This is a genomic window from Streptomyces sp. NBC_01006, from assembly GCF_045162725.1.
Taxonomy (GTDB): Bacteria; Actinomycetota; Actinomycetes; order Streptomycetales; family Streptomycetaceae; genus Streptomyces.
Map to the genome: position 1 here is coordinate 2,260,323 of NZ_CP108700.1, position 23,234 is coordinate 2,283,556.

Sequence of the window (23,234 nt, forward strand, 5' to 3'; positions counted from 1 at the left end):
CAGAGGAATCCGCAGTATGAAGATCGACTGGGCAGCACTCGGCTCCGTCTTCGGGGTCAGCCTCTCCGCCACCGTCGGCCTCGTGGCCCTGTTCACGCTGGGCCTGGTGGGCCTCTCCAAGCACGAGGCCGCCACCGAGCAGGGCGGCACCGCCACCCTCGCCCGCAGCGGCGCGTACGCCTCCTTCGCGCTCGTCGCGGCGGCCGTGGGGTACGGGATCTACCTGATCATCAGCTGACCTGATCCGACCGATCGGGGCACGACGTGCCAAAGCTCCCTCCGGGTTTCCCGGGGGGAGCTTTCGTACGTCCGTGACCCGTGTCTGTGACCTGCCTCGCCGCAGGTCAACGGCGAGTTGACGGGCCTTCGCGGTGCGTGGTGGACTGCCCGAGCCAATACGGCGGCATGGAGAGGAAGTCCGGTGCGAATCCGGCGCGGTCCCGCCACTGTCACCGGGGAGCACGCGGCATGTGCGCCGTGCGCCCCGGGAGCCAGGAACTCCCACCGCCGGACACGTCGAACCAGGGCGCGGACCCTGAGTGAGGACATACCTGCACCATGCGTGCCGACCGCGTCTTCGCGTACGGCGCCACGGCGGGCCTGATCGGCGACCGGATCCTCGGTGATCCGCGCCGAGGGCACCCCGTGGCCGCCTTCGGACGAGCCGCCGCCGCCGTCGAGCGCGCCCTGTGGCGCGACGACCGCGGCCGGGGCGTCATACACACCCTCCTGTGCGCCGGGGGCGCGGCCGCCGTCGGCGCGCTGGGCGCCCGCGCCGCGCGCTCCCGGCCCGCGGCCGCCCGTATCGCCCTGACCGCGGCGGCCACCTGGGCCGTCGTCGGCGGCACCTCGCTGGGCCGGGAGGCCCGCGCCATCGGCGGGGCGCTCGCCGCCGGGGACGCCGAGGTGGCCCGCGAGCGGCTGCCGCACCTGTGCGGGCGCGATCCCCAGGCCCTGGACGAGCAGCAGATGGCCCGCGCCGTCGTGGAATCGGTCGCCGAGAACACCTCCGACGCGGTGGTCGGGGCCCTGGTGTGGGGCGCCGTCGCCGGTGTCCCGGGGCTGCTGGCCTTCCGCGCCGTGAACACCCTGGACGCGATGGTCGGCCACAAGTCGCCGCGCTACCTGCGCTACGGCTGGGCCTCGGCCCGGCTCGACGACCTCGCGGGCTGGCCGGGCGCCCGGCTGACCGCCCTGGCCGCCGTACTGGCCGGGCCCGACCGGCGGGGAGCCGTACGGGCCTGGCGGGCGGACGCCGCCGAGCACCCGAGCCCGAACGCCGGGCCCGTGGAGGCCTCCTTCGCCGGGGCGCTCGGCGTACGGCTGGGGGGCACCCTGGCGTACGGGGGGCGGGTCGAGCACCGGGCCGTGCTGAACGGCGAGGCGGGGAGGCCGGTGCAGGTCGCGGACATCGAACGCGCGGTGCGGCTGTCGCGTCAGGTGACGTGGCTGGCGCTGGGGGCGTGTGTGGCACTGCGCTGTGCGGTGTCGCACGGCATACGGAAGGGACGCGGATGAGCGGCGGGAAGCTCGGCGGGGGACTCCTCGTCGCGGGCACCACATCGGACGCGGGCAAGAGCGTGGTCACGGCGGGCATCTGCCGCTGGCTGGCCCGGCAGGGCGTGAAGGTGGCGCCGTTCAAGGCGCAGAACATGTCGCTGAACTCGTTCGTGACGCGCGAGGGCGCCGAGATCGGGCGCGCGCAGGCGATGCAGGCGCAGGCGGCGCGCGTGGAGCCGACGGCGCTGATGAACCCGGTGCTGCTCAAGCCCGGCAGCGACCGCAGCAGCCAGGTGGTGCTGCTGGGCAAGCCGGTGGGCGAGATGAGCGCCCGGGGCTACCACGGCGGGCGGCAGGAGCAGCTTCTCGGTGTCGTCACGGACTGCCTGGAGCAGCTACGGGGCACGTATGACGCCGTGATCTGCGAGGGGGCGGGCAGTCCGGCCGAGATCAACCTGCGCCGGACCGACATCGTGAACATGGGCATCGCGCGGGCCGCGCGGTTCCCGGTGGTCGTGGTCGGGGACATCGACCGCGGCGGGGTCTTCGCCTCGTTCTTCGGGACGACGGCGCTGCTGTCGCCGGAGGACCAGTCGCTGATCGCCGGATACATGGTCAACAAGTTCCGCGGCGACGTGTCGCTGCTGGAGCCCGGCATGGAGATGCTCCGCTCCCTGACCGGGCGCGGGACGTACGGCGTCCTCCCGTTCCAGCACGGTCTGGGCATCGACGAGGAGGACGGGCTCCGGGTCTCCCTGCGGGGCGCGGTGCGCGAGTCGGTCGTGGCCCCGCCGGTCGGCGAGGACGTGCTGCGGGTCGCGGTGTGCGCGGTGCCGCTGATGTCGAACTTCACGGACGTCGACGCGCTGGCGGCGGAGCCGGGCGTGGTGGTGCGGTTCGTGGACCGGGCCGAGGAACTGGCCGACGCGGACCTGGTGGTGGTGCCGGGCACCCGGGGCACGGTGAAGGCCCTGGAGTGGCTGCGCGAGCGCGGCCTCGCGGACGCGCTGCTGCGGAGGGCAGCGGAGGGCCGGCCGGTGCTGGGCATCTGCGGCGGCTTCCAGGTGCTCGGCGAGCACATCGAGGACGAGGTCGAGTCGCGGGCGGGCTCGGTGGACGGGCTGGGCCTGCTGCCGGTGCGGATCCGCTTCGAGCGGGAGAAGACCCTGGCGCGGCCTTCCGGGACCGCGCTCGGCGAGGCGGTCGACGGGTACGAGATCCACCACGGGGTGGCCGAGGTCCTGGGCGGGGAGACGTTCATCTCTGATGACGGTGGACGCAGACTGGAAGGTTGCCGGGTCGGCTCGGTGTGGGGGACGCACTGGCACGGCTCGCTGGAGTCGGACGGCTTCCGGCGGGCGTTCCTGCGCGAGGTGGCCTCGGCGTCGGGCCGCCGCTTCGTCCCCTCCCCGGACACCTCGTTCTCCTCCCTCCGGGAGGAGCAACTGGACCTGCTGGGCGACCTGATCGCCGAGCACGCGGACACCGACGGCCTGCTCCGCCTGATCGAGGGCGGCGCCCCCACGGGCCTCCCGTTCCTCCCCCCGGGCGCCCCGTGACGGCGGCGGCCCGCGTTCGCGGCGGCCCGCGCCCGCACATCCGTACCCGTACCCGTACCCGCACAGAGAGAGGCATCGCATGAGCACGCCCTACCCGTTCACCGCAGTGGTCGGCCAGACCGACCTGCGGCTGGCGCTCCTGCTCAACGCCGTGAGCCCGGCGGTCGGCGGCGTCCTCGTGCGCGGCGAGAAGGGGACCGCGAAGTCCACCGCCGTCCGCGCGCTGTCCGCGCTGCTGCCGCAGGTCGACGTCGTCCCCGGCTGCCGTTTCTCCTGCGCCCCCGCCGCCCCCGACCCGGCCTGCCCCGACGGCCCCCACGAACCCGGCCCCGGGACCGCCCGGCCCGCGCGCATGGTCGAGCTGCCCGTCGGCGCCTCCGAGGACCGGCTCGTCGGCGCCCTCGACATCGAACGGGCCCTCGCCGAGGGGGTGAAGGCCTTCGAGCCCGGCCTGCTCGCCGACGCGCACCGCGGGATCCTGTACGTCGACGAGGTCAACCTCCTCCACGACCACCTCATCGACCTCCTCCTCGACGCCGCGGCGATGGGCGCCTCCTACGTCGAGCGCGAGGGCGTCTCCGTACGCCACGCCGCCCGCTTCCTGCTCGTCGGCACCATGAACCCCGAGGAGGGCGAGCTGCGCCCGCAGCTCCTCGACCGGTTCGGGCTCACCGTCGAGGTGGCGGCCTCCCGCGAGCCCGCCCAGCGCGTCGAGGTGGTGCGCCGGCGGCTCGCGTACGAGGACGACCCGGCCGCCTTCGCCACCCGCTGGGCCGGTGACGAGCAGGACGTCCGCGCCCGCATCGTGGCCGCCCGCGCCCTGCTCCCGAAGGTCCGCCTCGGCGACGCCTCCCTGCTCCAGATCGCCGCGACCTGCGCCGGATTCGAGGTCGACGGCATGCGCGCCGACATCGTGATGGCCCGCACCGCGACCGCGCTGGCCGCCTGGGCCGGGCGGAGCGACGTACGCAAGGAGGACGTGCGGCAGGCCGCGCTGCTGGCGCTCCCCCACCGGCGGCGCCGCAACCCCTTCGACGCGCCGGGCCTCGACGAGGACAAGCTCGACGAGATCCTGGACCGGTTCCCCGACGAGGAGCCGGAGAACGAGCCCGACCCGGAGCCCGAGGGCCCGGACGACAGCGGTCCGCAGGACGGCGGCCCGGACGGCGGGGGCGGCGGGGTCCCCCCGCAGGGCGGACCCGAGGCGCCCGAGACCCCGCAGGGCTCCGAGGCGCAGGACGACCCGGCCCCGTCGGCCCCGGACGCGCCGGAGGCCCCCGCCCCCCAGCCCGCCTCCCAGGACGGCGCCGCGCCCGAGCAGGCCGCGGTACGGGCGGCCGAGCCGTTCCGGACCAAGATGCTCAGCGTGCCCGGCCTCGGCGAGGGCGCGTCCGGGCGGCGTTCGCGCGCCCGCACCGCGCACGGCCGGACCACCGGCGCCCAGCGCCCCCGCGGCCACCTGACGAAGCTGCACCTCGCCGCGACCGTCCAGGCCGCCGCCCCGCACCAGAAGGCGCGCGGGCGCACCGGGCGCGGGCTCGTCGTCCGCAAGGACGACCTGCGCCAGGCCACCCGGGAGGGCCGCGAGGGCAACCTGGTCCTGTTCGTGGTCGACGCCTCCGGCTCGATGGCGGCCCGGCAGCGCATGGGCGCGGTCAAGGGCGCGGTGCTCTCGCTGCTGCTGGACGCCTACCAGCGCCGGGACAAGGTCGGTCTGATCACCTTCCGGGGCGCCGCCGCCGAGCTCGCGCTGCCGCCCACCTCCTCGGTGGACGCGGCCGCGGCCCGGCTCGAACAGCTGCCGACGGGCGGACGCACCCCGCTCGCCGCCGGCCTGCTCAAGGCCCACGAGGTGCTGCGGATCGAGCGGCTGCGCGATCCCAGCCGCCGCCCGCTGCTCGTGGTCGTCACCGACGGGCGGGCCACCTCGTCCGGTTCGACGGGATCGTCCGGTTCTGCCGGTTCCGCCGGCGGGGACCCGCGCGAGCTCGCGGGCCGCAGCGCCCGGCTGCTCCAGGCCGAGGGCGTCGCGTCGGTGGTCGTGGACTGCGAGTCGGGGCCGGTCCGGCTGGGGCTGGCCGGCGTACTGGCCACCGACCTCGGCGGGCCCGCCGTCACGCTCGACGGGCTGCGGGCCGACTCGCTGGCAGGGCTCGTCAAGAACGTACGTACCGCATCGGACACCCACAGGAGGGCCGCGTAATGCCGCAGGGACAGCCGACCGTCGTTCCGGACGACGGACTCACGACGCGCCAGCGCCGCAACCGCCCGCTCGTCTTCGTCCACACCGGCCCGGGCAAGGGCAAGTCGACGGCGGCCTTCGGGCTGGCGCTGCGCGCCTGGAACCAGGGCTGGCCGATCGGGGTGTTCCAGTTCGTCAAGTCGGCGAAGTGGAAGGTCGGCGAGGAGAACGCGCTCAAGGTGCTCGGCGCCTCCGGCGAGGGCGGCTCGGTCGTCTGGCACAAGATGGGCGAGGGCTGGTCCTGGGTCCAGCGGGACGCGCAGCTGGACAACGAGCAGGCGGCCAAGGAAGGTTGGGAGCAGGTCAAGCGTGACCTGGCCGCCGAGACGCACAAGCTGTACGTGCTGGACGAGTTCGCGTACCCGATGCACTGGGGCTGGATCGACGTCGACGAGGTCATCGAGGTGCTGCGCAGCCGGCCCGGCACCCAGCACGTGGTGATCACGGGGCGCAACGCGCCGGAGAAGCTGGTGGAGTTCGCGGACCTGGTCACGGAGATGACCAAGGTCAAGCACCCGATGGACGCCGGCCAGAAGGGCCAGAAGGGCATCGAGTGGTGACTTCGCTCCACATCCCCCGGCTGGTCATCGCCGCGCCGTCCTCCGGCAGCGGCAAGACCACCGTCGCCACGGGCCTGATGGCGGCCTTCTCGGAGCGCGGCCTCGCCGTGTCCCCGCACAAGGCCGGGCCCGACTACATCGACCCCGGCTACCACGCACTGGCCACGGGCCGGCCGGGGCGCAACCTGGACGCGTTCATGTGCGGACCGGAGCTGGTCGCTCCGCTGTTCGCGCACGGGGCCGCGGGGTGCGATCTCGCGATCGTCGAGGGCGTGATGGGCCTGTACGACGGGGCCGCGGGGCGGGGTGAGCTGGCGTCGACGGCGCAGGTGGCGAAGGTGCTGCGGGCGCCGGTGGTGCTGGTGGTCGACGCCTCGTCGCAGTCGCGGTCGGTGGCGGCGCTGGTGCACGGCTTCGCTTCGTTCGACCCGCAGGTGCGGCTGGGCGGCGTGATCCTGAACAAGGTCGGGTCCGACCGGCACGAGGCGATGCTGCGGGAGGCGCTGGAGGAGGCCGGGATGCCGGTGCTCGGCGTCCTGCGGCGGGCCCCTCAGGTCGCCGCGCCCTCGCGGCACCTGGGCCTGGTCCCGGTCGCCGAGCGGCGCACCGACGCCCTGTCCTCGGTCGCCGCCCTGGCGGACCAGGTCCGGGCGGGTTGCGATCTGGAGGCCCTGATGGCCCTGGCCCGGACGGCGCCTGCGCTGGCCTGCGAGGCCTGGTCGCCGGAACGGGCCCTGTTCGGCGCCGACGGGCAGGACCCGGCCCCGCAGGCGCGGGGGTTCGGGGGCGGCGGCGCCGCACCCGTCATCGCCGTCGCGGGCGGGCCGGCGTTCACGTTCTCGTACGCCGAGCACGCCGAGCTGCTCACCGCCGCCGGAGCGAAGGTCGTCACCTTCGACCCGCTCAGGGACGAGGCCCTGCCCGACGGAACCACCGGCCTGGTGATCGGCGGCGGGTTCCCCGAGGTGTACGCCCCCGAGCTCGCCGCCAACGCGCCGCTCCGCGAGGCCGTCGCCGGCTTCGCCGCGGCCGGCGGGCCCGTCGCCGCCGAGTGCGCCGGGCTGCTGTACCTCGCCCGCTCCCTGGACGGCAAGCCCATGTGCGGGGTGCTCGACGCCGACGCGCGCATGTCGGAGCGCCTGACCCTCGGCTACCGCGAGGCCGTGGCGGTCTCGGACAGCGCCCTCGCCGCCACCGGCACCCGGCTGCGCGGCCACGAGTTCCACCGCACGGTGATCGAGCCCGGTGCCGGCGCCGCCCCCGCCTGGGGGTTCACGCGTCCCGAACGCCGGGTCGAGGGCTTCGTACAGCAGGGCGTGCACGCGAGCTACCTGCACACGCACTGGGCGGCGGAGCCCTCCGTGGCCCTTCGGTTCGCGGAAGCCGCGGCGCGGGCCAGGTGAGTTCAGTCCGCGAGGCCCACCACCAGCCAGATCCCGGCCACCCCGCCCACCGTGCACATCAGCGTGGACAGGGCGGGGTGCTTGTGGTGCGCCTCCGGCAGGATCTCGGCGGCCGCCAGGTACAGCAGGGCGCCGCCGAAGAAGCCGAGGTACGCCCCCAGCGGTTCCTCCGGAAGGGTGAACAGCAGAGTGGACACCGCGCCCAGTACGGGGGCCACCGCGTCCGCGAAGAGCATCATCACCGCCTTGCGGCGGGCGTTCCCGTACAGCCGGGTGAGCGTGTACGTGTTGAACCCGTCGGCGAAGTCGTGCGTGATGACGGCCAGCGACACGGCCACGCCCATCCCGCCGCCGACCTGGAAGGCCGCGCCCAGGGCCACGCCGTCGGCGAAGCTGTGGCCGACCATGGCCGAGGCCGCCGTCAGCCCGACCTCGGGGACGCGGCCCCCGTTCTCGGCGCCGTGCGCGGCCTGGCGTACCGCCAGCAGGCGTTCCACGACGTGCGCGATCAGGAACCCGGCCACGAAGAGCAGCAGGGCGAGCGGGACACCGAACACCTTGCGGCCGGCCGCGTGCAACGACTCGGGCAGCAGGTCGAGGCCCACGACGCCGAGCATCAGCCCGCCGGCCAGGCCCAGCACGAGGTGGCGGCGGTCGGTGACGCGTTGCGCCGTCCACCCGCCCGCCAGGGTCATCAGGAACGCGCCCAGCGCCACGATCACGGCCATGTGCCCCTGAATACCGACTCCTCGCCGTGTGCGCACGTGTGCGCGCGGGCGGCGGGACACGAACCATTGACGACTACGGAGGGGGCATGATCCCGGTGGGCGAGTACGCGACGCAGCTGGTGGTCGGGGTCGGCGGACGCGCGGGGGTGTCCGTGGCGGAGGTCTGCGCCCTCGTCGAGGAGACGCTGCGCGGGGCCGGGCTGGCCGCCGGGGCGGTGAAGGCGCTGGCCACGGTGGAGTCGAAGGCGGGCGAGGCGGGGATCACGGGCGCGGCGGAACGTTTCGGCGTACCCCTGCTCAGCTATCCCGCCGAGGAGCTGGCCGGCATCCTCGTACCGCACCCCTCCGACGCGGTGCGCGATGCCGCCGGGACCTCCTCGGTGGCCGAGGCCGCGGCGCTCGCGGGCGGCGGGGAACTGCTCGTACCGAAGCGCCGGTCGGTGGCGGCGACCTGTGCCGTGGCCACGGCACAGGCGCACGACCTGCGCCATCACGGGGACGCGGAGGTGCGCGGCGACGGCGGCGCGCTGGTGGACCTCGCGGTCAACGTACGGGCGCACACCCCGCCGGACTGGCTCAAGCAGCGCATCGCGGCCTCGCTCGATGCCCTCTGCGCCTATCCCGACGGGCGGGCGGCCCGCGCGGCGGTGGCCGCTCGGCACGGACTGCCGGTCGATCGGGTGCTGTTGACGGCGGGGGCCGCGGAGGCGTTCGTACTGATCGCACGGGCCCTGGGGGCGCAGCGGCCGGTGGTGGTGCACCCGCAGTTCACGGAGCCGGAGGCGGCGCTGCGCGACGCGGGGCACACGGTGGAGCGGGTGGTGCTGCGGGCGGCGGACGGGTTCCGGCTGGATCCCGCGGCGGTGCCCGAGGACGCGGACCTGGTGGTGATCGGCAATCCGACCAACCCGACGTCGGTCCTGCATCCGGCGGCGGTGCTGACCGCGCTGGCCCGGCCGGGCCGGATCCTGGTCGTGGACGAGGCGTTCATGGACGCGGTCCCGGGTGAGCGGGAGGCGCTGGCCGGGCGGACGGACGTGCCGGGTCTGGTGGTGCTGCGGAGCCTGACCAAGACGTGGGGGCTGGCGGGGCTGCGGATCGGCTACGTGCTGGCCGAGCCGCAGGTGATCGCGAAGCTGGCGGCGGCGCAGCCGCTGTGGCCGGTGTCGACGCCGGCGTTGGTGGCGGCGGAGGCCTGTGTGGCCCCGGCGGCGCTGGCGGAGGCGGAGGCGGCGGCCCGGCAGATCGCGGTGGACCGGGCGCATCTGCTGGCGGGGCTCGCGGAGTTCGAGGAGATCTCCGTGTCGGGGGTGGCGGAGGGCCCGTTCGTCCTGATCCAGGTGGCGGGCGGCGCGGAGATCCGCGCCCGGCTGCGCGCCCTCGGCTTCGCGGTCCGCCGCGGGGACACCTTCCCGGGTCTGGACCAGTCCTGGCTGCGGCTCGCGGTCCGCGACCGGGCCACGACGGGCAGCCTCCTCCAGGCCCTGGACCACGCCCTGGCGCTCACGGCGCGCTGATCCGGGCCCCCACCCGTTCCCACCTGCGGCGGGCGGCCCGCACTCCTGACCTGCGATGCCGGGGCTATCCGGAGGCTGCGGCTCCGTTGGCGGGGCGGCCGGAGGTAGGCGATGATCTCGGCATCAGCAGGGAAGCCCCGGGGGGTCCGGAATGAAGACATCAGCCAGCACGGCTTTGGCCGTGGCCGCGGTGGCGGCCATAGCCGGCGGGATCCTCGCCCTGCCGAGCCTGCTCGACCACGGCAAGGACGCCGGCGAGCAGCAGCTCCGGGCCAAGCCCGGCCAGGGCAAGGCCGGCCAGGACAAGGCGAGTCCCACGGCGCCCGCCGGCGCCAAGCCGTTCACGCTGGTCGCGACCGGCGACATCATCCCGTACCCGTCGATCGTCCAGCGGGCCGCGGACGACGCCCGGGGCAGCGGCCAGAGCCACGACTTCCGGAAGATATTCGCGGGGGTCAAACCCCTGGTGGCCGCCGCCGACCTGGCGATATGCCACCACGAGATACCGTACGGCCGGCCCGGCGGCCCCTACACCGGATATCCCGCCTTCAAGGCCCCGCACCAGCTGGCCGACGCCCTGAAGGACGCCGGGTACGACAGCTGTTCGACCGGCTCGAACCACACCCTGGACGACGGCTACGACGGTCTCGTCCGCACCCTGGAGCACCTCGACCGGGTCGGCATCAAGCACGTCGGCTCGGCCCGCAGCGCCGATGAGGCCAAGGCCCCGGCGGTGCTCTCCGCCGGCGGCGCCAAGGTCGCCCAGCTGGACTACACGTACGGGACGAACGGCATCCCGGTCCCGGCCGGCAAGCCCTGGTCCGTCAACCTGATCGACCAGAACCGGATCATCGCCGACGCCCGCGCGGCCCGGGCGGCCGGCGCGAACGTCGTCGTCCTCAGCGTCCACTGGGGCACCGAGTGGCAGACGGCTCCCGACCAGCAGCAGCGCGATCTGGCGCAGGCGCTGACCGCCTCGCGCGGCTCGGACGGGCTCCCCGACATCGATCTGATCATCGGGACGCACAACCACGTGCCGCAGCCCTACGAGAAGATCAACGGCACGTGGGTCGTCTTCGGCATGGGCGACCAGGTCGCCAGCTTCTACGAGGCCGACCAGGCGCGCGGCAACATGTCCTCGATCCCGCGCTTCACCTTCACTCCGTCGGCCGCCCACCCCGGCCGCTGGGACGTGACCAAGGCCGAGTACCTCACGCAGTACTCGGACATGAACCCGCCGTTCCGCGTCGTCTGCACCTCCTGCGCCGCCTCCGACCCGGGGCTCGGGGCCGCCACGAAGTCCGCGTACGCCGCCGTCGACAAGCAGGTCGGCGAGGCGGTGCTGGCGCGCGGAGCGGACAAGCAGGGCCTGGAGCGCGCCACCCGCTGAGCGCCCCGGGGCCATCTCCCGTGCGAGGCGGCGAGGTTACGAGGCGGTGAGGTTACGAGGTGCGGCCGCGCCGGGTCACGACCAGTGCGGCCGCCCCGATGCCGAGCAGGACCAGCGCACCGCCCGCGACGTACGGGGTCACCGAACCGCCGCCGGTCTCGGCCAGGTTGGCCTCGGTGGTGATGCCGGTACCGGTGCCGGAGACTCCCGCCTGCGGCTTGATGTCGGAGTTCGCCGAGGGTTCGGGGGCCGGCGCCCCGGCGGGGGATTCGCAGTGCGCCTCGGCGAGCACGACCTCGCCCTCGACCTGAGCCACGTTCAGGTCCAGCGGGTTCACGGACACCTTCAGCCGGAGCGCGGCCGCGGCGGCCGTGGTGGAGGTGGTCTGGGTACCGGAGAGCTCCAGGCTGACCATGCCGACCTTGGGGATCTCCACCTTGGTCGGGCCGCCGGTCGAGAGGGTGACCTTCTTGCCGAGCACGGTGACAGAACCCAGCACGTTCGAGCTGGCCACGGGCTTCTTGCCCGCCTCGCACACGGCCTTGGAGGTGACCTTCTCCACCTGGATCAGGGAGAGCACGGGCAGCCCCGGCACGTGCACCTTGGCGTTGGCCAGGTTGGCCTCCGCCTCGGCGCGGTTCTTGTCGGCGGTGGCCTCGGAGGTGGCCACGTCGGCGCGCAGCACGCTCACCGGCTGCCCTCCCTCGACCCCGTCCAGGGTCACGGACAGGGCGGTCTTCTGTGCCGTCGCGGGGGCGCTGACCTCGTTGAGGGTGGTCGTCAGCGGCACGTGGACGGTCTTGTTGAGCAGGCCCACGTCGAGGCCGGCACGCAGGACGACCGCACCGGCCTTGCCCTCGCCCCCGCCGGTGGAGCCGCCGCCTCCGGTGGCGAGGGCGGGCGGGGCGGTGAGCAGGGCGACCGCTCCGGTGGCGATCAGGACGGCTGCGGGCATGCGGAAGGTGTTGCTGTTCAAGGTGGTGGAACCCCCGGGGAGATGGGAGCCGTCGCGCCGCCAATGGGGGACATCGCGCGCCGACGGCCTCTAACCCTGGGAATCTTTACGCACGGAGAGTGAACGGGTGACAACCTGAAGTGAGTTCATCCCAAAGGGTGGTTTCCGTGCGCGCATTCGATTAACTACGCATCACGAGGAACGGGAGTTCTTTTCCGCCACACAGATGTGGAGAACACGCCGACGCCGGTGCCCGGGCGGCCGTTCACAACGACCACCGGGCCACCGGCGTCACGCGACACGTCAACCGGAGTGTCAACTCCGTCCTCAGGCGCGGACCTTGCCGTTCACGACGACGCGCCGCGGCTGCGCCAGCGCCCGTACGTCGGCTCGCGGGTCGGCGTCGTAGACCACGAGGTCCGCCGGCGCCCCCTCGGACAGGCCCGGCCTGCCCAGCCACTCGCGCGCCGCCCACGTCGTCGCCGAGAGGGCCTCAAGGGCCGGGATCCCGGCCCGCACCAGCTCCGCGACCTCGGCCGCGACCAGGCCGTGCGGCAGGGAACCCCCCGCGTCGGTGCCGACGTACACGCCGATGCCCGCGTCGTAGGCGGCCCGCACGGTGTCGTAGCGGCGCTCGTGCAACCGCCTCATGTGCGCCGACCAGCGCGGGAACTTGGTCTCGCCGCCCGCCGCCATCTTCGGGAACGTCGCGATGTTCACGAGCGTCGGGACGATCGCCACCCCGCGCTCCGCGAACAGCGGGATGGTGTCCTCAGTGAGCCCGGTGGCGTGCTCGATGCAGTCGATGCCCGCCTCGACCAGGTCGCGCAGCGAGTCCTCCGCGAAGCAGTGCGCGGTGACGCGGGCGCCGAGCCGGTGCGCCTCGGCGATGGCCGCCTCGACCTCGGCCCGCGGCCAGCAGGGCGCCAGGTCCCCGACCTCGCGGTCGATCCAGTCACCCACCAGCTTGACCCAGCCGTCGCCGCGCCGCGCCTCGCGGCCCACGTACGCGACGAGGTCGGCCGGCTCGATCTCGTGGGCGAAGTTACGGATGTAGCGGCGTGGGCGGGCGAGGTGGCGGCCGGCCCGGATGATCTTCGGCAGGTCCTCGCGGTCGTCGATCCAGCGGGTGTCGGAGGGGGATCCGGCGTCGCGGATGAGCAGGGTGCCGGCGTCGCGGTCGGTCAGGGCCTGGCGTTCGGCGGTCTCCGCGTCGACCGGGCCGTGGGCGTCGAGCCCCACGTGGCAGTGCGCGTCCACCAGACCGGGCAGGGCCCAGCCGGACACCGTGGTGATCTCCCGGGCCCCGTGCGGCCGTTCGTACGAGATCCGGCCGCCGACCACCCAGAGCTCGTCGCGCGCGTCGTCGGGTCCGACGAGCACACGCCCCTTCACATGCAGCACGTCATCGGTCATGTTCCGCACTGTACGTGCGGTCTCGGTACGCTCGTGCGGGTAGACCCCGGACGCAGCGGACGAAGAGAGAGCACCACCGTGACGCACCCCCTGCTGGACCTCCCGCCGCTCACGGCGGAGCGCTTCGCGTCGATCGAGCAGGGGGTCGCGGACCTCCTCTCCACCCGGCACGAAGTGGTGATCACCCAGGGCGAGGCGCTGCTGCCGCTGGAGGGGTGTATCCGGTCGGGGGCACGGCCCGGTTCGACGGCGCTGAACGTGGTGACCGGCCCGTACGGCAACACCTTCGGCAACTGGCTGCGCGACTGCGGTGCGGGCGTGGTGGACCTGGCGGTGCCGTTCGACACGGCGGTGACGGCCGAGCAGGTGGCCCGGGCGCTGGCCGAGCACCCGCAGATCGACTTCGTCTCGCTGGTCCACGCGGAGGCGGCGACCGGGAACACCAACCCGGTGGCGGAGATCGGCGAGGCGGTGCGGGCCCACGGGGCGCTGTTCATGCTGGATGCGGTGGCTTCGGTGGGCGCGGAGCCGCTGCTGCCGGACGCGTGGGGCGTGGACCTGTGCGTGATCGGCGCCCAGAAGGCGATGGGCGGCCCGGCGGGGGTCTCGGCGGTGTCGGTCTCGGACCGCGCGTGGGCCCGCTTCGCGGAGAACCCGGCCGCCCCGCGCCGTTCGTACCTCTCCCTCCTGGACTGGAAGGAGCGCTGGATCGGCGCGGGCCGGGGGGCGCTGCCGCACGCCCCGGCGCAGCTGGAGATGCTGGCGCTGGAGGCCTGCCTGGACCGGATCGGGGCCGAGGGGCTGTCGGCGGTGATGGCCCGGCACGCCGCCGCCGCGGCGGCGACCCGCGCGGGCGCGCAGCCGCTGGGCCTCGCCCCGTACGTCACCCGCCCCGAGGAGGCGGCTCCCGTGGCCACCACGCTCCGCGTACCGGAGGCCTCCCTGGTGGCGGCCAAGGCCCTGGCCGCCGCCCCCGCGGCCCCGGTTTCGGCGGCCGGGGAGATGATCCGCGTCAACCACTACGGCCGGGCGGCATCCCTCGATGCGGTCCTCACGTCCCTGACGGCCCTGGCCACGGCCCTCGGGACGGACCCCGCCGATGCCCTGGCCGCCGCGGAGGCCGCCTGGTCGGAAACCCTGCACTGACCGGGTTGCCCGGGGCCGGAGCCGCGGGCAACCCGGGGCCGGGCCGCGCCTTGGTCAGGACCGGGGGACCGGGCAGGCGCCTTCCGGGGTGCAGGCCTCGGCTTCGGCGGCGGGCTCGGGGACCTCGCGGCCGGCCCAGGCCTGTTCCAGGGCCTGGGTGAACACCTCGGCGGGCTGGCCGCCGGAGATCCCGTAGCGGCGGTCGAGGACGAAGAACGGCACGGCGTTGGCGCCGAGTTCCGCCGCCTCGCGCTCGTCCGCCCGCACCTCGGCGGCGTAGGCGGTGTCGTCCGCGAGGACCGTACGGGCCTCCGCCTCGTCCAGGCCCGCCTCGACCGCGAGGGCGACCAGCACCTCGGCGTCGAACACCGACCGCTCCTGCGCGAAGTTCGCCCGGTAGGCGAGGTCGAGCAGCTCCTCCTGGCGGCCGCGGGCGGCGGCCAGGTGCAGCAGGCGGTGGATGTCGAAGGTGTTGCCGTGGTCGCGGCCGTCGGTGCGGTACGTCAGCCCCTCCGCCCGCGCGCTCGCGGCGACGTGCTCCTCCATGCCGCGCGCCTCTTCGAGGGTGCGGCCGTACTTCTTGGCTAGCATCTCCAGGACCGGCGCCGTCGTGCCCTTGGGGCTGTTCGGGTCGAGCTCGAAGGACCGGAAGACGACCTCCACCTCGTCGCGGTGCGCGAACTCGGCCAGCCCCTTCGTGAACCGGGCCTTGCCGATGTAGCACCAGGGGCAGGCGATGTCGCTCCAGATCTCGACGCGCATGATCCTTTTCTCTCCTTGTTCCGGGACGGGACGTCCCGTGATGGGCGGTTTCGGGTTCAACCACCTGTCGGGGCGTCGCATTCCCCGGACCCGACGCTGAGCCACAGCGTGAGGTGCGAGCCGGACCGCTCCGCACCCGCCGGATCCGGGTGCCAGCCCTGCCGGGCGTAGAAGGCCTGGGCCCGGAGGTTGTGTTCGTAGACCTCCAGCCGGACCCGGCCGATCCCGGCCCGCCGCCACGCGTCGACGCAGGCCGCGTGCAGGGCGGCCCCGGTGCCCCGGCGCCAGTGGACCGGGTCCACGTGCAGCTGGGTGAGCGTCGTCTCGCCGTCCGCCGTGCGGAAGGCGGCGACCCCCGTGAGCTGCCCGTCCTGCTCGGCGCACAGCACCCCGCCCTCGCCCGCGGCCCGGGCGACCGCCAGCGACCAGCCCTCGCGCGTCCGCGCGAGTTCGGCCTCGCCGGCGTAGGCGTCCTCGGGGATCCGGCCACGGTAGTAGGTGGCCCGGGCCCGGGTGTGGAGGGCCGCTATGGCATCGAGATCTGCGGACAGCGCGGTTCTGATCATGGGAAAGAAAACGCGCCGGGAGCCATGTCGGTTCCCGGCGCGTCGTGGAGCGGTCGGCGCGGCTACTTCTTCAGCCACGCCTCCATCATCTTCTGGGCGATGGGGGCGGCGAGCTTGCCGCCGCCGATCTCGGAGCGGTCGGTGTCCGAGTTCTCGATCACCACGGCAACCGCGATCTGCTTGCCGCCGAGCTTGCCGTACGAGGTGAACCAGGCCAGCGGCGGCAGGCTGTTGTTCACGCCGCGCTGCGCGGTACCGGTCTTGCCGCCCACCTCGGCGCCCGCCACCTGCGCGGGCTTGCCGCCGCCCTCGGTGGCGACCGTCCGCATGGCGTCCTGGAGCATCGAAGCGGTCCTGGCCTTCATGACCTGCTCGGACTTCGGGTCCTTGAAGCTCTCCAGCACGTTGCCGTTCGCGTCGGTGACCTCGGAGACCGAGTGCGGGGCGACGAGCTTGCCTCCGTTCTCGATCGCGGCGGTCACCATCGCCATCTGGAGCGGGGTGGCCTGCACGTCGAACTGGCCGATACCGGTCTGTGCGACCTGGTCGACGGACATCTTGTTCGTCGGGTACTTGCTCGCCGGGCGGGCGGTGACGGGCGTCGCGATCTCGGTGTTGAAACCGAGCTTCTCGGCCATCGCCCGCATCTTGTCCTGGCCGAGCTTGTGCGCCAGCTCCGCGAAGACGTTGTTGCAGGACAGCCGCAGCGCGGTGCGCGCCGAGACGTTGTTGCAGGCCGCGGAGCCCGCCTCGCTGGGCAGCTGGGTCCGGGTCCCGGGGATCGTGTACGGGTCCGGGGTGCCGGTCGGCGCGTCGAGGTTGGTGACCAGCCCGTTCTCGATGGCCGCCGCGAGGGTGACCAGTTTGAAGGTGGAGCCGGGCGCCTGCGGCTTGCGCAGGGCCACGTTCTCCAGGGCCTTGCCCTTGTCCTCGATCAGCTTCTCCCAGGCGGCCTTGTCGTTGGCGCCGGCGATGCTGCCCGGATCGAAGGAGGGGTTGTTCACGATGGCGAGGATCTCGCCGGTCGCCGGGTCGATGGCGACGGCGGCGCCCTGCTTGCCCTGGAGCGCGTCGTACGCGGCCTTCTGCACGTCCTTGTCGACGGTGGTCAGCACGTTGCCCGGCGCTGCCCGCTTGTTGGTGAGCATGTCCATCACCGTCTTGAGCCGGTCGTCGGACCCGTTGAGGATCTTCTTGTAGACGCCCTCCAGCATGCTCGTGCCGAAGGCCTGGGAGCTGTAGCCGGTGAGCGGCGCGTAGAGCGGGCCGTCGACGTACGTGCGCTTGTAGCCGAAGTCCTTTCCGTCCGTCTTCACCGAGCCGGTGATCGCCTCCCCGCCCACGATGATGTTGCCCAGCGGGTTCTCGTACTGCCCGATGAGGTTCCGCCGGTTGTTCTCGTTGTCCGCGAGGGCCCGGCCTTGGTAGGCCTGCACCCAGGTGACCCGCACCAGAAGGGCCAGCACCAGGAGCAGACAGAAGACCGACGCACGCCTGATCGTTTTGTTCATCCCCCAGAAGGACGCGCCAAGGCCCCCGAGCGTTCCGCTCTGCCCCGATTGTGGCCGGGTTCTCAGCCTTTCTTCATGAAGCCGCCCTCGTAGGCCGCGATGACCGCCTGGGTGCGGTCGCGGGACCCGGTCTTGGAGAGGACCGCGGCGACGTGGGTCTTGACCGTCTGCGGGCCGACGCCGAGGCGGTCGCTCATCTCGTGGTTGGACAGTCCGGTGGCCATCAGGCGCAGTACGTCGGCCTCCCGGTCGGTGAGCCGCGCCACCCAGGGGGCGGCGGGGCCCCGGCCGCCGGGCGCGTGGGACGCGGCCAGGGCGCGGACGGCCGCCGGGAAGAGCAGGCTGTCGCCGCGGGCGACGAGGCGGACCGCGGCGATCAGCTCGTCGGGCTCGGCCCGCTTCAGGAGGAACCCGGCGGCGCCCGCGCGCAGCGCGTCGTAGACGTACGCGTCGTTCTCGAAGGTGGTGACGACCACGATCCGGGGCGGTTCTGCCAGGGTGGCGATGATCTGCTCGGTGGCCCGGATGCCGTCGATCTCGGGCATCCGGACGTCCATCAGCACCACGTCGGGGGCCAGGGAGCGGACCAGCGGGACGGCCTCGGCACCGGTGGCCGCCTCGCCGACGACCTCCAGATCGGGTTCCGCTTCGAGGATGACCCGCAGGGCGGTGCGGACCATCCGCTCGTCGTCGGCGAGCACGATGCGCAGCGGCGGCCGGCTCCCGGCGGTCATCGGGAGCCCGCGCCGAGCGGGAGGACGGCCCGCAGCCGCCACTGCCCCCGGTGCGGGCCGGCTTCGACGCGGCCGCCGAGCAGGGTGGCCCGCTCGGCGGCGCCGCGCAGCCCGCGCCCCCCGGTGGTACGGGGCTGCGGCCCGGCGGGGCCCGGTGGATTGGTCATGGTGATCTCCAGTTCACGAAGGGTGCCCTCTTCGGTGTCCCGTACGGCGATCCACAGTCCGACGGGGCCCGTGCCGTGGCGCAGGGCGTTGCTCAGGCCCTCCTGGACGATCCGGTACGCCTCGCGGGAGGCGATCGCCGGGAGCTGCTCCCAGTTCCCGGCCGGTCCGGGGTCCTGGTGGACGGTGACGGCGGTCCCGGCGGCCCGGGTGCGGGCCAGCAGCCCGTCGAGGTCGGCGGCGAGGGTCGGGGCGGGCGCGGCGTCGGACCGGGCCGGGTCTGCGTCCCGCAGCAGGCCGAGCACGGCGTCGAGCTCGCCCACCGTCCGCCGGGTGGTGTCCTCGATCGCGGCCAGTGCCTCCCGTACGAACCCGGGGTCGCTGTCGAGCACCCGCCGGGCGGCGACCGCCTGGAGGCTGACGGCGCTCAGGGCGTGCCCGACCGCGTCGTGCAGCTCCCGGGCCAGCCGGTTGCGCACGGCCAGGTCGGCGGCCCGCTCCTCGGCCGCGGCGAGCCGGTCCGCCGCCGTCGGCCCGAGCAGCACGGGGGCCATCCGGGCCAGCAGCGCACCGGCCGCGGCGGCGCACAGGGCCAGCCCGCCCAGCAGCCCGATCCCGAGCAGCGGGGCGACGTACGGCGCGGCGCCGGTGCTGAGCCGGCCCAGCCCCAGCTCGGCGCTCCGCAGCCCGCTCACGAACGGCAGCGCGATCAGCACCACCGCCATGGGCGGTACCGCGAGGCTGATCCCGCTGAGCACCGCGCCGACCCCCAGGTGCAGGGTCCACCAGGCCGAGGTCCGCCCCCGCGCCGCCCAGGACCGGGCCGGCCCCGCGGCCAGCCGCTCGCCCGGCACCCCGCACAGGGCCCGTACGGCTCCGGCCGACAGCGGCCGGACGAGCCCGAACACGGCGGTGGCGGCGGCCAGCGGCAGGGACAGCCCGTACGAGGCGAAGGTCACCGGGATCGAGCTGAAGAAGCCGCCCTGGCCGGCCCAGACGCCGACCACCACCTGGGCGAGGAGGAAGTACGGCATCAGCAGGGCCCCGCCGAGGACCAGGTGCACCCAGCGCAGCCGGGCCCGCGCCCCCAGCACCAGGCCCACACCGGCCCGCATCCCCGTCCCCATCCCGTCGCCCCCGGAATCCCGCCGACCTTGCCCTTTCCACCGCCCCCGTCGGCCCCGTCACGCAGTGCGGGGGCGTGAGGCGAGGAACCGGGCCAGGACGGCTGCGGCGAGCAGGCCGGTGATCATCTGGCCAGCGTAGGTCAGGACCATCCCGACGGTGACCTCCTTCGCGGGATCGACGGTGCCCATGGTGGAGATCAGCAACCACAGCCCCCAACTCGCCGCGGCCGCCGCCCCGGTCCATGCGACGGCCAGCGCCCACCGGGCCTGCCGGGCCCCGCCCCGGGCCAGGTTCACGGCTCCCGCCCCCGCGACCAGAGCGCACATCCCGTAGGTGGCGAACACCACGCCCGTTTCGGGGGTGAACTGCGCGATCTGTGACGCGCTGAGCCAGGCCGTACCTCCGAAGGCCCAGGTGAACTCCACCGCTGCCACGGCCACGGCCAGCGCCGCGGCGGCTCCCGCCACCACCCCCGTGGGTGACGGGAGCCGCTCCCCCTGGACGCCCTGCCACAGGCTGCCCCAGCGCTCCCGCGCATAGGGGACGAACAGCGCGGCCAGGGCTATGGCCTGCACGATGAAACCGCCGTAGACGACGTTGAACACCCAGGGGTCGAGGAAGGGCTCCCTGGCCGCCTGCGCGGCCGCGTCCGGCCCCAGCCCCACCGCCCTCACGAGGAGTTGGCCGGGGAAGGCCACGACGATCGGCACGAGCAGTCCGGTGGCGAGGAACACCGGAAGGGTCAGCAGCCATGACGGCACCCGTCTGCCCCAGGGCCGGGTGAACACCAGCACGAGCACGATGACGGCCGCGTCCATGACCAGCGTGACGGCGTTCGCCACCTTGAAGAACATCCCCGGTCCCAGCAGCACGCTGCCGTCCGGTATCCCGATGCGGCTCCCCGCCACCCAGGCTCCCTTGAGGCACAGGTACGGCACGGTGGCGGCCAGAGCCGCCGCCCCCAGGACCCTGCGCCCGGTCCCCGGGCCGGCACCCGTCGACTGCGCCGCGACCGTGCCCGCCGTCTCGTTCGAGTTCACCGCTCGTGTGTTCATGCCTCAACGGTCCCGTCTCCGCCGGCCCGCCACCTCCCCCTCGAAGGGGAACCGCCTCCCCCGCCCGGGGGAGGAACCTCCCCGTCCACCGCCTCACATGCGCCGGGTCGCCACCGAGAGCCGGTCCCGCGCCTCGAACAGCGCCGCCTTGATCCGCTGTTCGTGATCCTCCGTCAGCCGGGCCACCGGGATCGAGCAGCTCACCGCGTCACGGGCCGGCGTCCGGTACGGCACCGCCACCCCGAAGCAGCGCAGCCCGAGCGTGTTCTCCTCCCGGTCCACCGCGTAACCCTGCTCCCGTACCAGCGCCAGCTCCTCCACGAGCTGCTCCCGGTCGGTGATCGTGTGCTCGGTGACCGCCTCCAGCCGCCGCGGCAGCAGCGCCCGTACCTCCTCGTCGGAGTGGGTCGCCAGCAGCGCCTTGCCCAGCGCGGTCGAGTGCACGGGCAGCCGCCGACCGACCCGTGTGAACGGCCGCAGGTAGTGCTGGGACGGGCGGGTGGCCAGGTAGACCACGCTCGTGCCGTCCCTGCGGGCCAGGTGGATGGTCTCGGTCGTGTCGTCGGAGAGCCGGTCCAGGGTGGGCCGGGCCGCGGCGACGACCTCGTCCCCGTCGATGTACGAGCTGCCGACGAGCAGGGCCCGTACGCCGATGCCGTACCGCGTGCCCGTCGCGTCCGTCTCCACCCACCCCAGGTTCACCAGGGTGCGCAGCAGCATGTAGAGGCTGGACTTGGGCAGCGAGAGGTCGTGCTGGATCTCGGCCAGGCTGTGCAGTCCGGGCCGGGCCGCGAAGTGCTCCAGCAACAGGACCGTACGGACGGCCGATTTGACGGCCGCCGGCGCCCCCGGGCCCTCGGACCCTTCCGATTGCGCGCCGGATCCGCCCGGTTCACCAGTGGTCATTCGCCTTCTTGCCCCTCTTGTCCCTTGTCAACGCGGAAGACCCGGAAATAGAGTCCGGAACGGATGTGATCATCCATCCATCGGAACGGCGTTCAGAATACTGAACGCCACCGCGCGGGTCAGCGAGATCCAGGAGGCAGTGCGCCATGGCAGCAACACCAGTCTGGAGTGTGGACCCCCGCACCGGGAAGCAGCGCGAGCAAGTTGCCGTCGAAGCCACGTCCGGCGAGGTGGACGAGGCCGTACGCGCCGCCCACGCGGCCCGCGCCGCCCTCGGCGACCGCACCGCCCGCGCGGCCTTCCTGCGCGCGGCCGCCGAGCTGCTCGACGAGGCCGCGGCCCACGTGATCGAGGCCGCCGACGCAGAGACCGCCCTCGGCCCGGGCCGGCTCACCGGCGAACTCGCCCGCACCACCGGCCAGCTGCGGGCCTTCGCCGACGCCGTGGACGAGGGCGCGTACCTCGACATCCGCATCGACCGCCCCGATCCCGGCGCCGTCCCGCCCCGCCCCGAGCTGCGCCGCTACAAGGTGCCGCTGGGCGTGGTCGCGGTCTACGCCGCCTCCAACTTCCCGCTCGCGTTCTCCGTCCCCGGCGGGGACACCGCGAGCGCGCTGGCCGCCGGCTGCCCGGTGGTCGTCAAGGCGCACCCCGACCACCCGGCCACCTCCGAGCTGTGCGCCTCGCTGCTGCGCCGGGCGGCCGTGGCGTCCGGGCTGCCGGCCGAAGTGGTCGCCGTCGTCCACGGGTTCGACGCGGGCCTGGAGCTGATCCGCCACCCGCTCGTCTCCGCCGCCGGATTCACCGGTTCCATCCGGGGCGGGCGGGCGCTGTTCGACGCGGCCGCCGCCCGGCCCGTCCCCATCCCCTTCCACGGCGAACTCGGCTCCCTCAACCCCGTCGTGGTCACGCCCGCGGCCGCCGCCGAGCGCGCCGAGGAGATCGCCGCCGGACTCGCGGGCTCGGTCACCCTCGGGGTCGGCCAGTTCTGCGTCAAGCCGGGCCTGGTCCTGGTCCCCGAGGGCGCGGACGGCGACCGGCTGACCGGCGCGCTGACGAAGGCGCTCGGCGAGACCGAGCCGGGTGTCCTGCTCGACCACCGGATGCGGGAGAACTTCATCTCCGGCGTGCGCGAGCGGGCCGCGCTGCCCACTGTCTCCGCGCCCGTCACCCCGGGCTCCGGCGGCGAGCACACCGTCGGCGCGGGGTACCTGACCGTGCCGGCCGCGAGCCTGCTGGAGGGCGGCGCGTACGAGGTGCTGCTGGAGGAGTGCTTCGGACCGGTGACCGTGGTCGTACGGTACGCGGACCAGGGCGAGGCGGGGTCGGTGCTCGGCCGGCTCCCCGGGAACCTGAGCGCCACGCTCCAGCTCTCCGCGGCCGAGACCGACGGCGGCCCGGGCCCGGCGGCGGAGCTGATCGCGCAGGTCACGGCGCTGGCCGGGCGGATCCTGGTCAACGGCTGGCCGACCGGGGTCGCGGTGGCCCCGGCCCAGCACCACGGCGGCCCGTACCCGGCGGCGACCTCGCACTCCACCTCGGTCGGCGGCACCGCCGTCGAGCGCTGGCTGCGGCCGGTGGTCTACCAGTCGGTGCCGGACCCGCTGCTTCCGGCGGAGCTGCGCGAGGCGAACCCGCTGGGACTGCCGCGCCGGGTCACGCCCCCCGCCCCGTAAATCCGTTGCCCGCCCCGGGCGCGCGGGGCAGGCTGCCGGTCATGCCGAGACCTCACGGATTCACGTACGAACAGCGCGCCGACGCCAGCGTGGTCATCACGCACCAGGGGCGGGCCGCGAGCACCCTGCGCGGCGGCCGGGCCGAGAAGTTCCTCGCCGAGGTGGAGTCCGGCGACGCGCAGCTCGTGATGGCCCGCTGGACGGGCGCGTACAAGTTCGGCAACGAGCGGACGGCGAGGAACCACCCCCGCAACCGGCGCTGAAATCTGCCGCGAGGGTAAGGGAACGGCAAAGCGCCTCCGGTCGTTCTCCGGG

Annotated in this window: 21 protein-coding genes and 1 riboswitch; of the genes, 11 read left to right on the top strand and 10 right to left on the bottom strand. The window is 74.1% G+C overall.

The window, feature by feature from the left end:
- The first annotated feature begins 16 nt into the window (after positions 1 to 16).
- The 6 genes from OG509_RS10230 to OG509_RS10255 all read left to right on the top strand — a co-directional run bounded on the left by OG509_RS10230 (position 17) and on the right by OG509_RS10255 (position 7,264).
- A complete protein-coding gene (locus OG509_RS10230; RefSeq protein ID WP_030163133.1) occupies positions 17 to 238 on the top strand; it encodes a hypothetical protein in 222 nt (73 codons plus the stop codon).
- Positions 239 to 362: 124 nt separating this feature from the next.
- Positions 363 to 521: riboswitch (cobalamin riboswitch) on the top strand.
- Between the two features lie 37 nt (positions 522 to 558).
- Positions 559 to 1,518: a cobalamin biosynthesis protein gene (locus OG509_RS10235; protein WP_406181878.1), complete on the top strand. Its 960-nt coding sequence runs from the start codon at positions 559 to 561 to the stop codon at positions 1,516 to 1,518.
- Positions 1,515 to 3,059 carry a cobyric acid synthase gene (locus tag OG509_RS10240; protein ID WP_406181880.1) on the top strand — a complete coding sequence of 515 codons (1,545 nt, stop codon included), beginning with the start codon at positions 1,515 to 1,517 and terminating at the stop codon, positions 3,057 to 3,059. The genes OG509_RS10235 and OG509_RS10240 overlap by 4 nt, the downstream gene beginning before the upstream one ends.
- Before the next feature lie 79 nt (positions 3,060 to 3,138).
- Positions 3,139 to 5,262 (top strand): putative cobaltochelatase, encoded by a 2,124-nt coding sequence (locus tag OG509_RS10245; protein WP_406181882.1) that lies wholly within the window; start codon positions 3,139 to 3,141, stop codon positions 5,260 to 5,262.
- On the top strand, positions 5,262 to 5,861 hold the full coding sequence (gene cobO / locus OG509_RS10250; RefSeq protein WP_406181884.1) for a cob(I)yrinic acid a,c-diamide adenosyltransferase: 600 nt from the start codon (positions 5,262 to 5,264) through the stop codon (positions 5,859 to 5,861). The genes OG509_RS10245 and cobO overlap by 1 nt, the downstream gene beginning before the upstream one ends.
- Entirely contained in the window at positions 5,855 to 7,264 is a 1,410-nt protein-coding gene (locus OG509_RS10255) for a cobyrinate a,c-diamide synthase (RefSeq protein ID WP_406181886.1), read from the top strand. Before cobO ends, OG509_RS10255 begins: the two co-directional genes overlap by 7 nt.
- A 2-nt stretch (positions 7,265 to 7,266) precedes the next feature.
- Here OG509_RS10255 and OG509_RS10260 read toward each other — a convergent pair whose 3' ends face one another.
- Positions 7,267 to 7,992 carry a ZIP family metal transporter gene (locus OG509_RS10260; protein WP_406181888.1) on the bottom strand — a complete coding sequence of 242 codons (726 nt, stop codon included), beginning with the start codon at positions 7,990 to 7,992 and terminating at the stop codon, positions 7,267 to 7,269.
- 86 nt (positions 7,993 to 8,078) lie between these two features.
- Here OG509_RS10260 and cobC point away from each other — a divergent pair, with 86 nt between their 5' ends.
- Together cobC and OG509_RS10270 are read left to right on the top strand one after the other, a co-directional pair.
- Complete coding sequence (cobC, locus tag OG509_RS10265) at positions 8,079 to 9,509, top strand: Rv2231c family pyridoxal phosphate-dependent protein CobC (RefSeq protein WP_406181890.1); 1,431 nt, start codon at positions 8,079 to 8,081, stop codon at positions 9,507 to 9,509.
- Between the two features lie 151 nt (positions 9,510 to 9,660).
- A complete protein-coding gene (locus OG509_RS10270; protein ID WP_406181892.1) occupies positions 9,661 to 10,899 on the top strand; it encodes a CapA family protein in 1,239 nt (412 codons plus the stop codon).
- Positions 10,900 to 10,951: 52 nt separating this feature from the next.
- Here the strand turns inward: OG509_RS10270 and OG509_RS10275 are convergent, their stop codons facing one another.
- Positions 10,952 to 11,875: an SCO1860 family LAETG-anchored protein gene (locus OG509_RS10275; protein WP_406181894.1), complete on the bottom strand. Its 924-nt coding sequence runs from the start codon at positions 11,873 to 11,875 to the stop codon at positions 10,952 to 10,954.
- 306 nt (positions 11,876 to 12,181) lie between these two features.
- Positions 12,182 to 13,270 carry an amidohydrolase family protein gene (locus tag OG509_RS10280; protein ID WP_406181896.1) on the bottom strand — a complete coding sequence of 363 codons (1,089 nt, stop codon included), beginning with the start codon at positions 13,268 to 13,270 and terminating at the stop codon, positions 12,182 to 12,184.
- Positions 13,271 to 13,348: 78 nt separating this feature from the next.
- Here OG509_RS10280 and OG509_RS10285 point away from each other — a divergent pair, with 78 nt between their 5' ends.
- The gene (locus tag OG509_RS10285; RefSeq protein WP_406181898.1) at positions 13,349 to 14,416 is read left to right on the top strand and encodes a pyridoxal-phosphate-dependent aminotransferase family protein; all 1,068 of its coding nucleotides are present in this window, start codon (positions 13,349 to 13,351) and stop codon (positions 14,414 to 14,416) included.
- Between the two features lie 54 nt (positions 14,417 to 14,470).
- Here the strand turns inward: OG509_RS10285 and OG509_RS10290 are convergent, their stop codons facing one another.
- From OG509_RS10290 to OG509_RS10320, 7 genes are all read right to left on the bottom strand, one after another.
- A complete protein-coding gene (locus OG509_RS10290; RefSeq protein ID WP_406181900.1) occupies positions 14,471 to 15,178 on the bottom strand; it encodes a DsbA family oxidoreductase in 708 nt (235 codons plus the stop codon).
- 56 nt (positions 15,179 to 15,234) lie between these two features.
- On the bottom strand, positions 15,235 to 15,744 hold the full coding sequence (locus OG509_RS10295) for a GNAT family N-acetyltransferase (protein ID WP_406181901.1): 510 nt from the start codon (positions 15,742 to 15,744) through the stop codon (positions 15,235 to 15,237).
- A gap of 62 nt (positions 15,745 to 15,806) precedes the next feature.
- Positions 15,807 to 17,255, bottom strand: a complete 1,449-nt coding sequence (locus OG509_RS10300; RefSeq protein WP_406181902.1) for a peptidoglycan D,D-transpeptidase FtsI family protein — start codon at positions 17,253 to 17,255, stop codon at positions 15,807 to 15,809.
- Positions 17,256 to 17,317: 62 nt separating this feature from the next.
- On the bottom strand, positions 17,318 to 17,989 hold the full coding sequence (locus tag OG509_RS10305; protein ID WP_406181904.1) for a response regulator: 672 nt from the start codon (positions 17,987 to 17,989) through the stop codon (positions 17,318 to 17,320).
- The gene (locus OG509_RS10310) at positions 17,986 to 19,269 is read right to left on the bottom strand and encodes a sensor histidine kinase (RefSeq protein ID WP_406181906.1); all 1,284 of its coding nucleotides are present in this window, start codon (positions 19,267 to 19,269) and stop codon (positions 17,986 to 17,988) included. Before OG509_RS10310 ends, OG509_RS10305 begins: the two co-directional genes overlap by 4 nt.
- A gap of 69 nt (positions 19,270 to 19,338) precedes the next feature.
- Positions 19,339 to 20,337, bottom strand: coding sequence for a hypothetical protein (locus tag OG509_RS10315; protein WP_406181907.1), 999 nt, complete (start codon positions 20,335 to 20,337; stop codon positions 19,339 to 19,341).
- 93 nt (positions 20,338 to 20,430) lie between these two features.
- Positions 20,431 to 21,243, bottom strand: coding sequence for an IclR family transcriptional regulator (locus tag OG509_RS10320; RefSeq protein WP_406181909.1), 813 nt, complete (start codon positions 21,241 to 21,243; stop codon positions 20,431 to 20,433).
- 146 nt (positions 21,244 to 21,389) lie between these two features.
- On the opposite strand from OG509_RS10320, the gene OG509_RS10325 reads away from it, so the two are divergent.
- Together OG509_RS10325 and OG509_RS10330 are read left to right on the top strand one after the other, a co-directional pair.
- A complete protein-coding gene (locus tag OG509_RS10325) occupies positions 21,390 to 22,919 on the top strand; it encodes an aldehyde dehydrogenase (NADP(+)) (RefSeq protein ID WP_406181911.1) in 1,530 nt (509 codons plus the stop codon).
- A gap of 41 nt (positions 22,920 to 22,960) precedes the next feature.
- The gene (locus OG509_RS10330; RefSeq protein ID WP_406181912.1) at positions 22,961 to 23,182 is read left to right on the top strand and encodes a hypothetical protein; all 222 of its coding nucleotides are present in this window, start codon (positions 22,961 to 22,963) and stop codon (positions 23,180 to 23,182) included.
- The last annotated feature ends 52 nt before the right edge of the window (positions 23,183 to 23,234 follow it).

Bases quoted from the DNA above. Each gene is read 5' to 3' on its own strand.
- OG509_RS10230 (WP_030163133.1), top strand. From the start codon at position 17: ATGAAGATCGACTGGGCAGCACTCGGCTCCGTCTTCGGGGTCAGCCTC.
- OG509_RS10235 (WP_406181878.1), top strand. From the start codon at position 559: ATGCGTGCCGACCGCGTCTTCGCGTACGGCGCCACGGCGGGCCTGATC.
- OG509_RS10240 (WP_406181880.1), top strand. From the start codon at position 1,515: ATGAGCGGCGGGAAGCTCGGCGGGGGACTCCTCGTCGCGGGCACCACA.
- OG509_RS10245 (WP_406181882.1), top strand. From the start codon at position 3,139: ATGAGCACGCCCTACCCGTTCACCGCAGTGGTCGGCCAGACCGACCTG.
- cobO (WP_406181884.1), top strand. From the start codon at position 5,262: ATGCCGCAGGGACAGCCGACCGTCGTTCCGGACGACGGACTCACGACG.
- OG509_RS10260 (WP_406181888.1), bottom strand. From the start codon at position 7,992: ATGGCCGTGATCGTGGCGCTGGGCGCGTTCCTGATGACCCTGGCGGGC.
- cobC (WP_406181890.1), top strand. From the start codon at position 8,079: ATGATCCCGGTGGGCGAGTACGCGACGCAGCTGGTGGTCGGGGTCGGC.
- OG509_RS10270 (WP_406181892.1), top strand. From the start codon at position 9,661: ATGAAGACATCAGCCAGCACGGCTTTGGCCGTGGCCGCGGTGGCGGCC.
- OG509_RS10280 (WP_406181896.1), bottom strand. From the start codon at position 13,270: ATGACCGATGACGTGCTGCATGTGAAGGGGCGTGTGCTCGTCGGACCC.
- OG509_RS10290 (WP_406181900.1), bottom strand. From the start codon at position 15,178: ATGCGCGTCGAGATCTGGAGCGACATCGCCTGCCCCTGGTGCTACATC.
- OG509_RS10295 (WP_406181901.1), bottom strand. From the start codon at position 15,744: ATGATCAGAACCGCGCTGTCCGCAGATCTCGATGCCATAGCGGCCCTC.
- OG509_RS10300 (WP_406181902.1), bottom strand. From the start codon at position 17,255: ATGAACAAAACGATCAGGCGTGCGTCGGTCTTCTGTCTGCTCCTGGTG.
- OG509_RS10305 (WP_406181904.1), bottom strand. From the start codon at position 17,989: ATGACCGCCGGGAGCCGGCCGCCGCTGCGCATCGTGCTCGCCGACGAC.
- OG509_RS10310 (WP_406181906.1), bottom strand. From the start codon at position 19,269: ATGCGGGCCGGTGTGGGCCTGGTGCTGGGGGCGCGGGCCCGGCTGCGC.
- OG509_RS10315 (WP_406181907.1), bottom strand. From the start codon at position 20,337: ATGAACACACGAGCGGTGAACTCGAACGAGACGGCGGGCACGGTCGCG.
- OG509_RS10320 (WP_406181909.1), bottom strand. From the start codon at position 21,243: ATGACCACTGGTGAACCGGGCGGATCCGGCGCGCAATCGGAAGGGTCC.
- OG509_RS10325 (WP_406181911.1), top strand. From the start codon at position 21,390: ATGGCAGCAACACCAGTCTGGAGTGTGGACCCCCGCACCGGGAAGCAG.
- OG509_RS10330 (WP_406181912.1), top strand. From the start codon at position 22,961: ATGCCGAGACCTCACGGATTCACGTACGAACAGCGCGCCGACGCCAGC.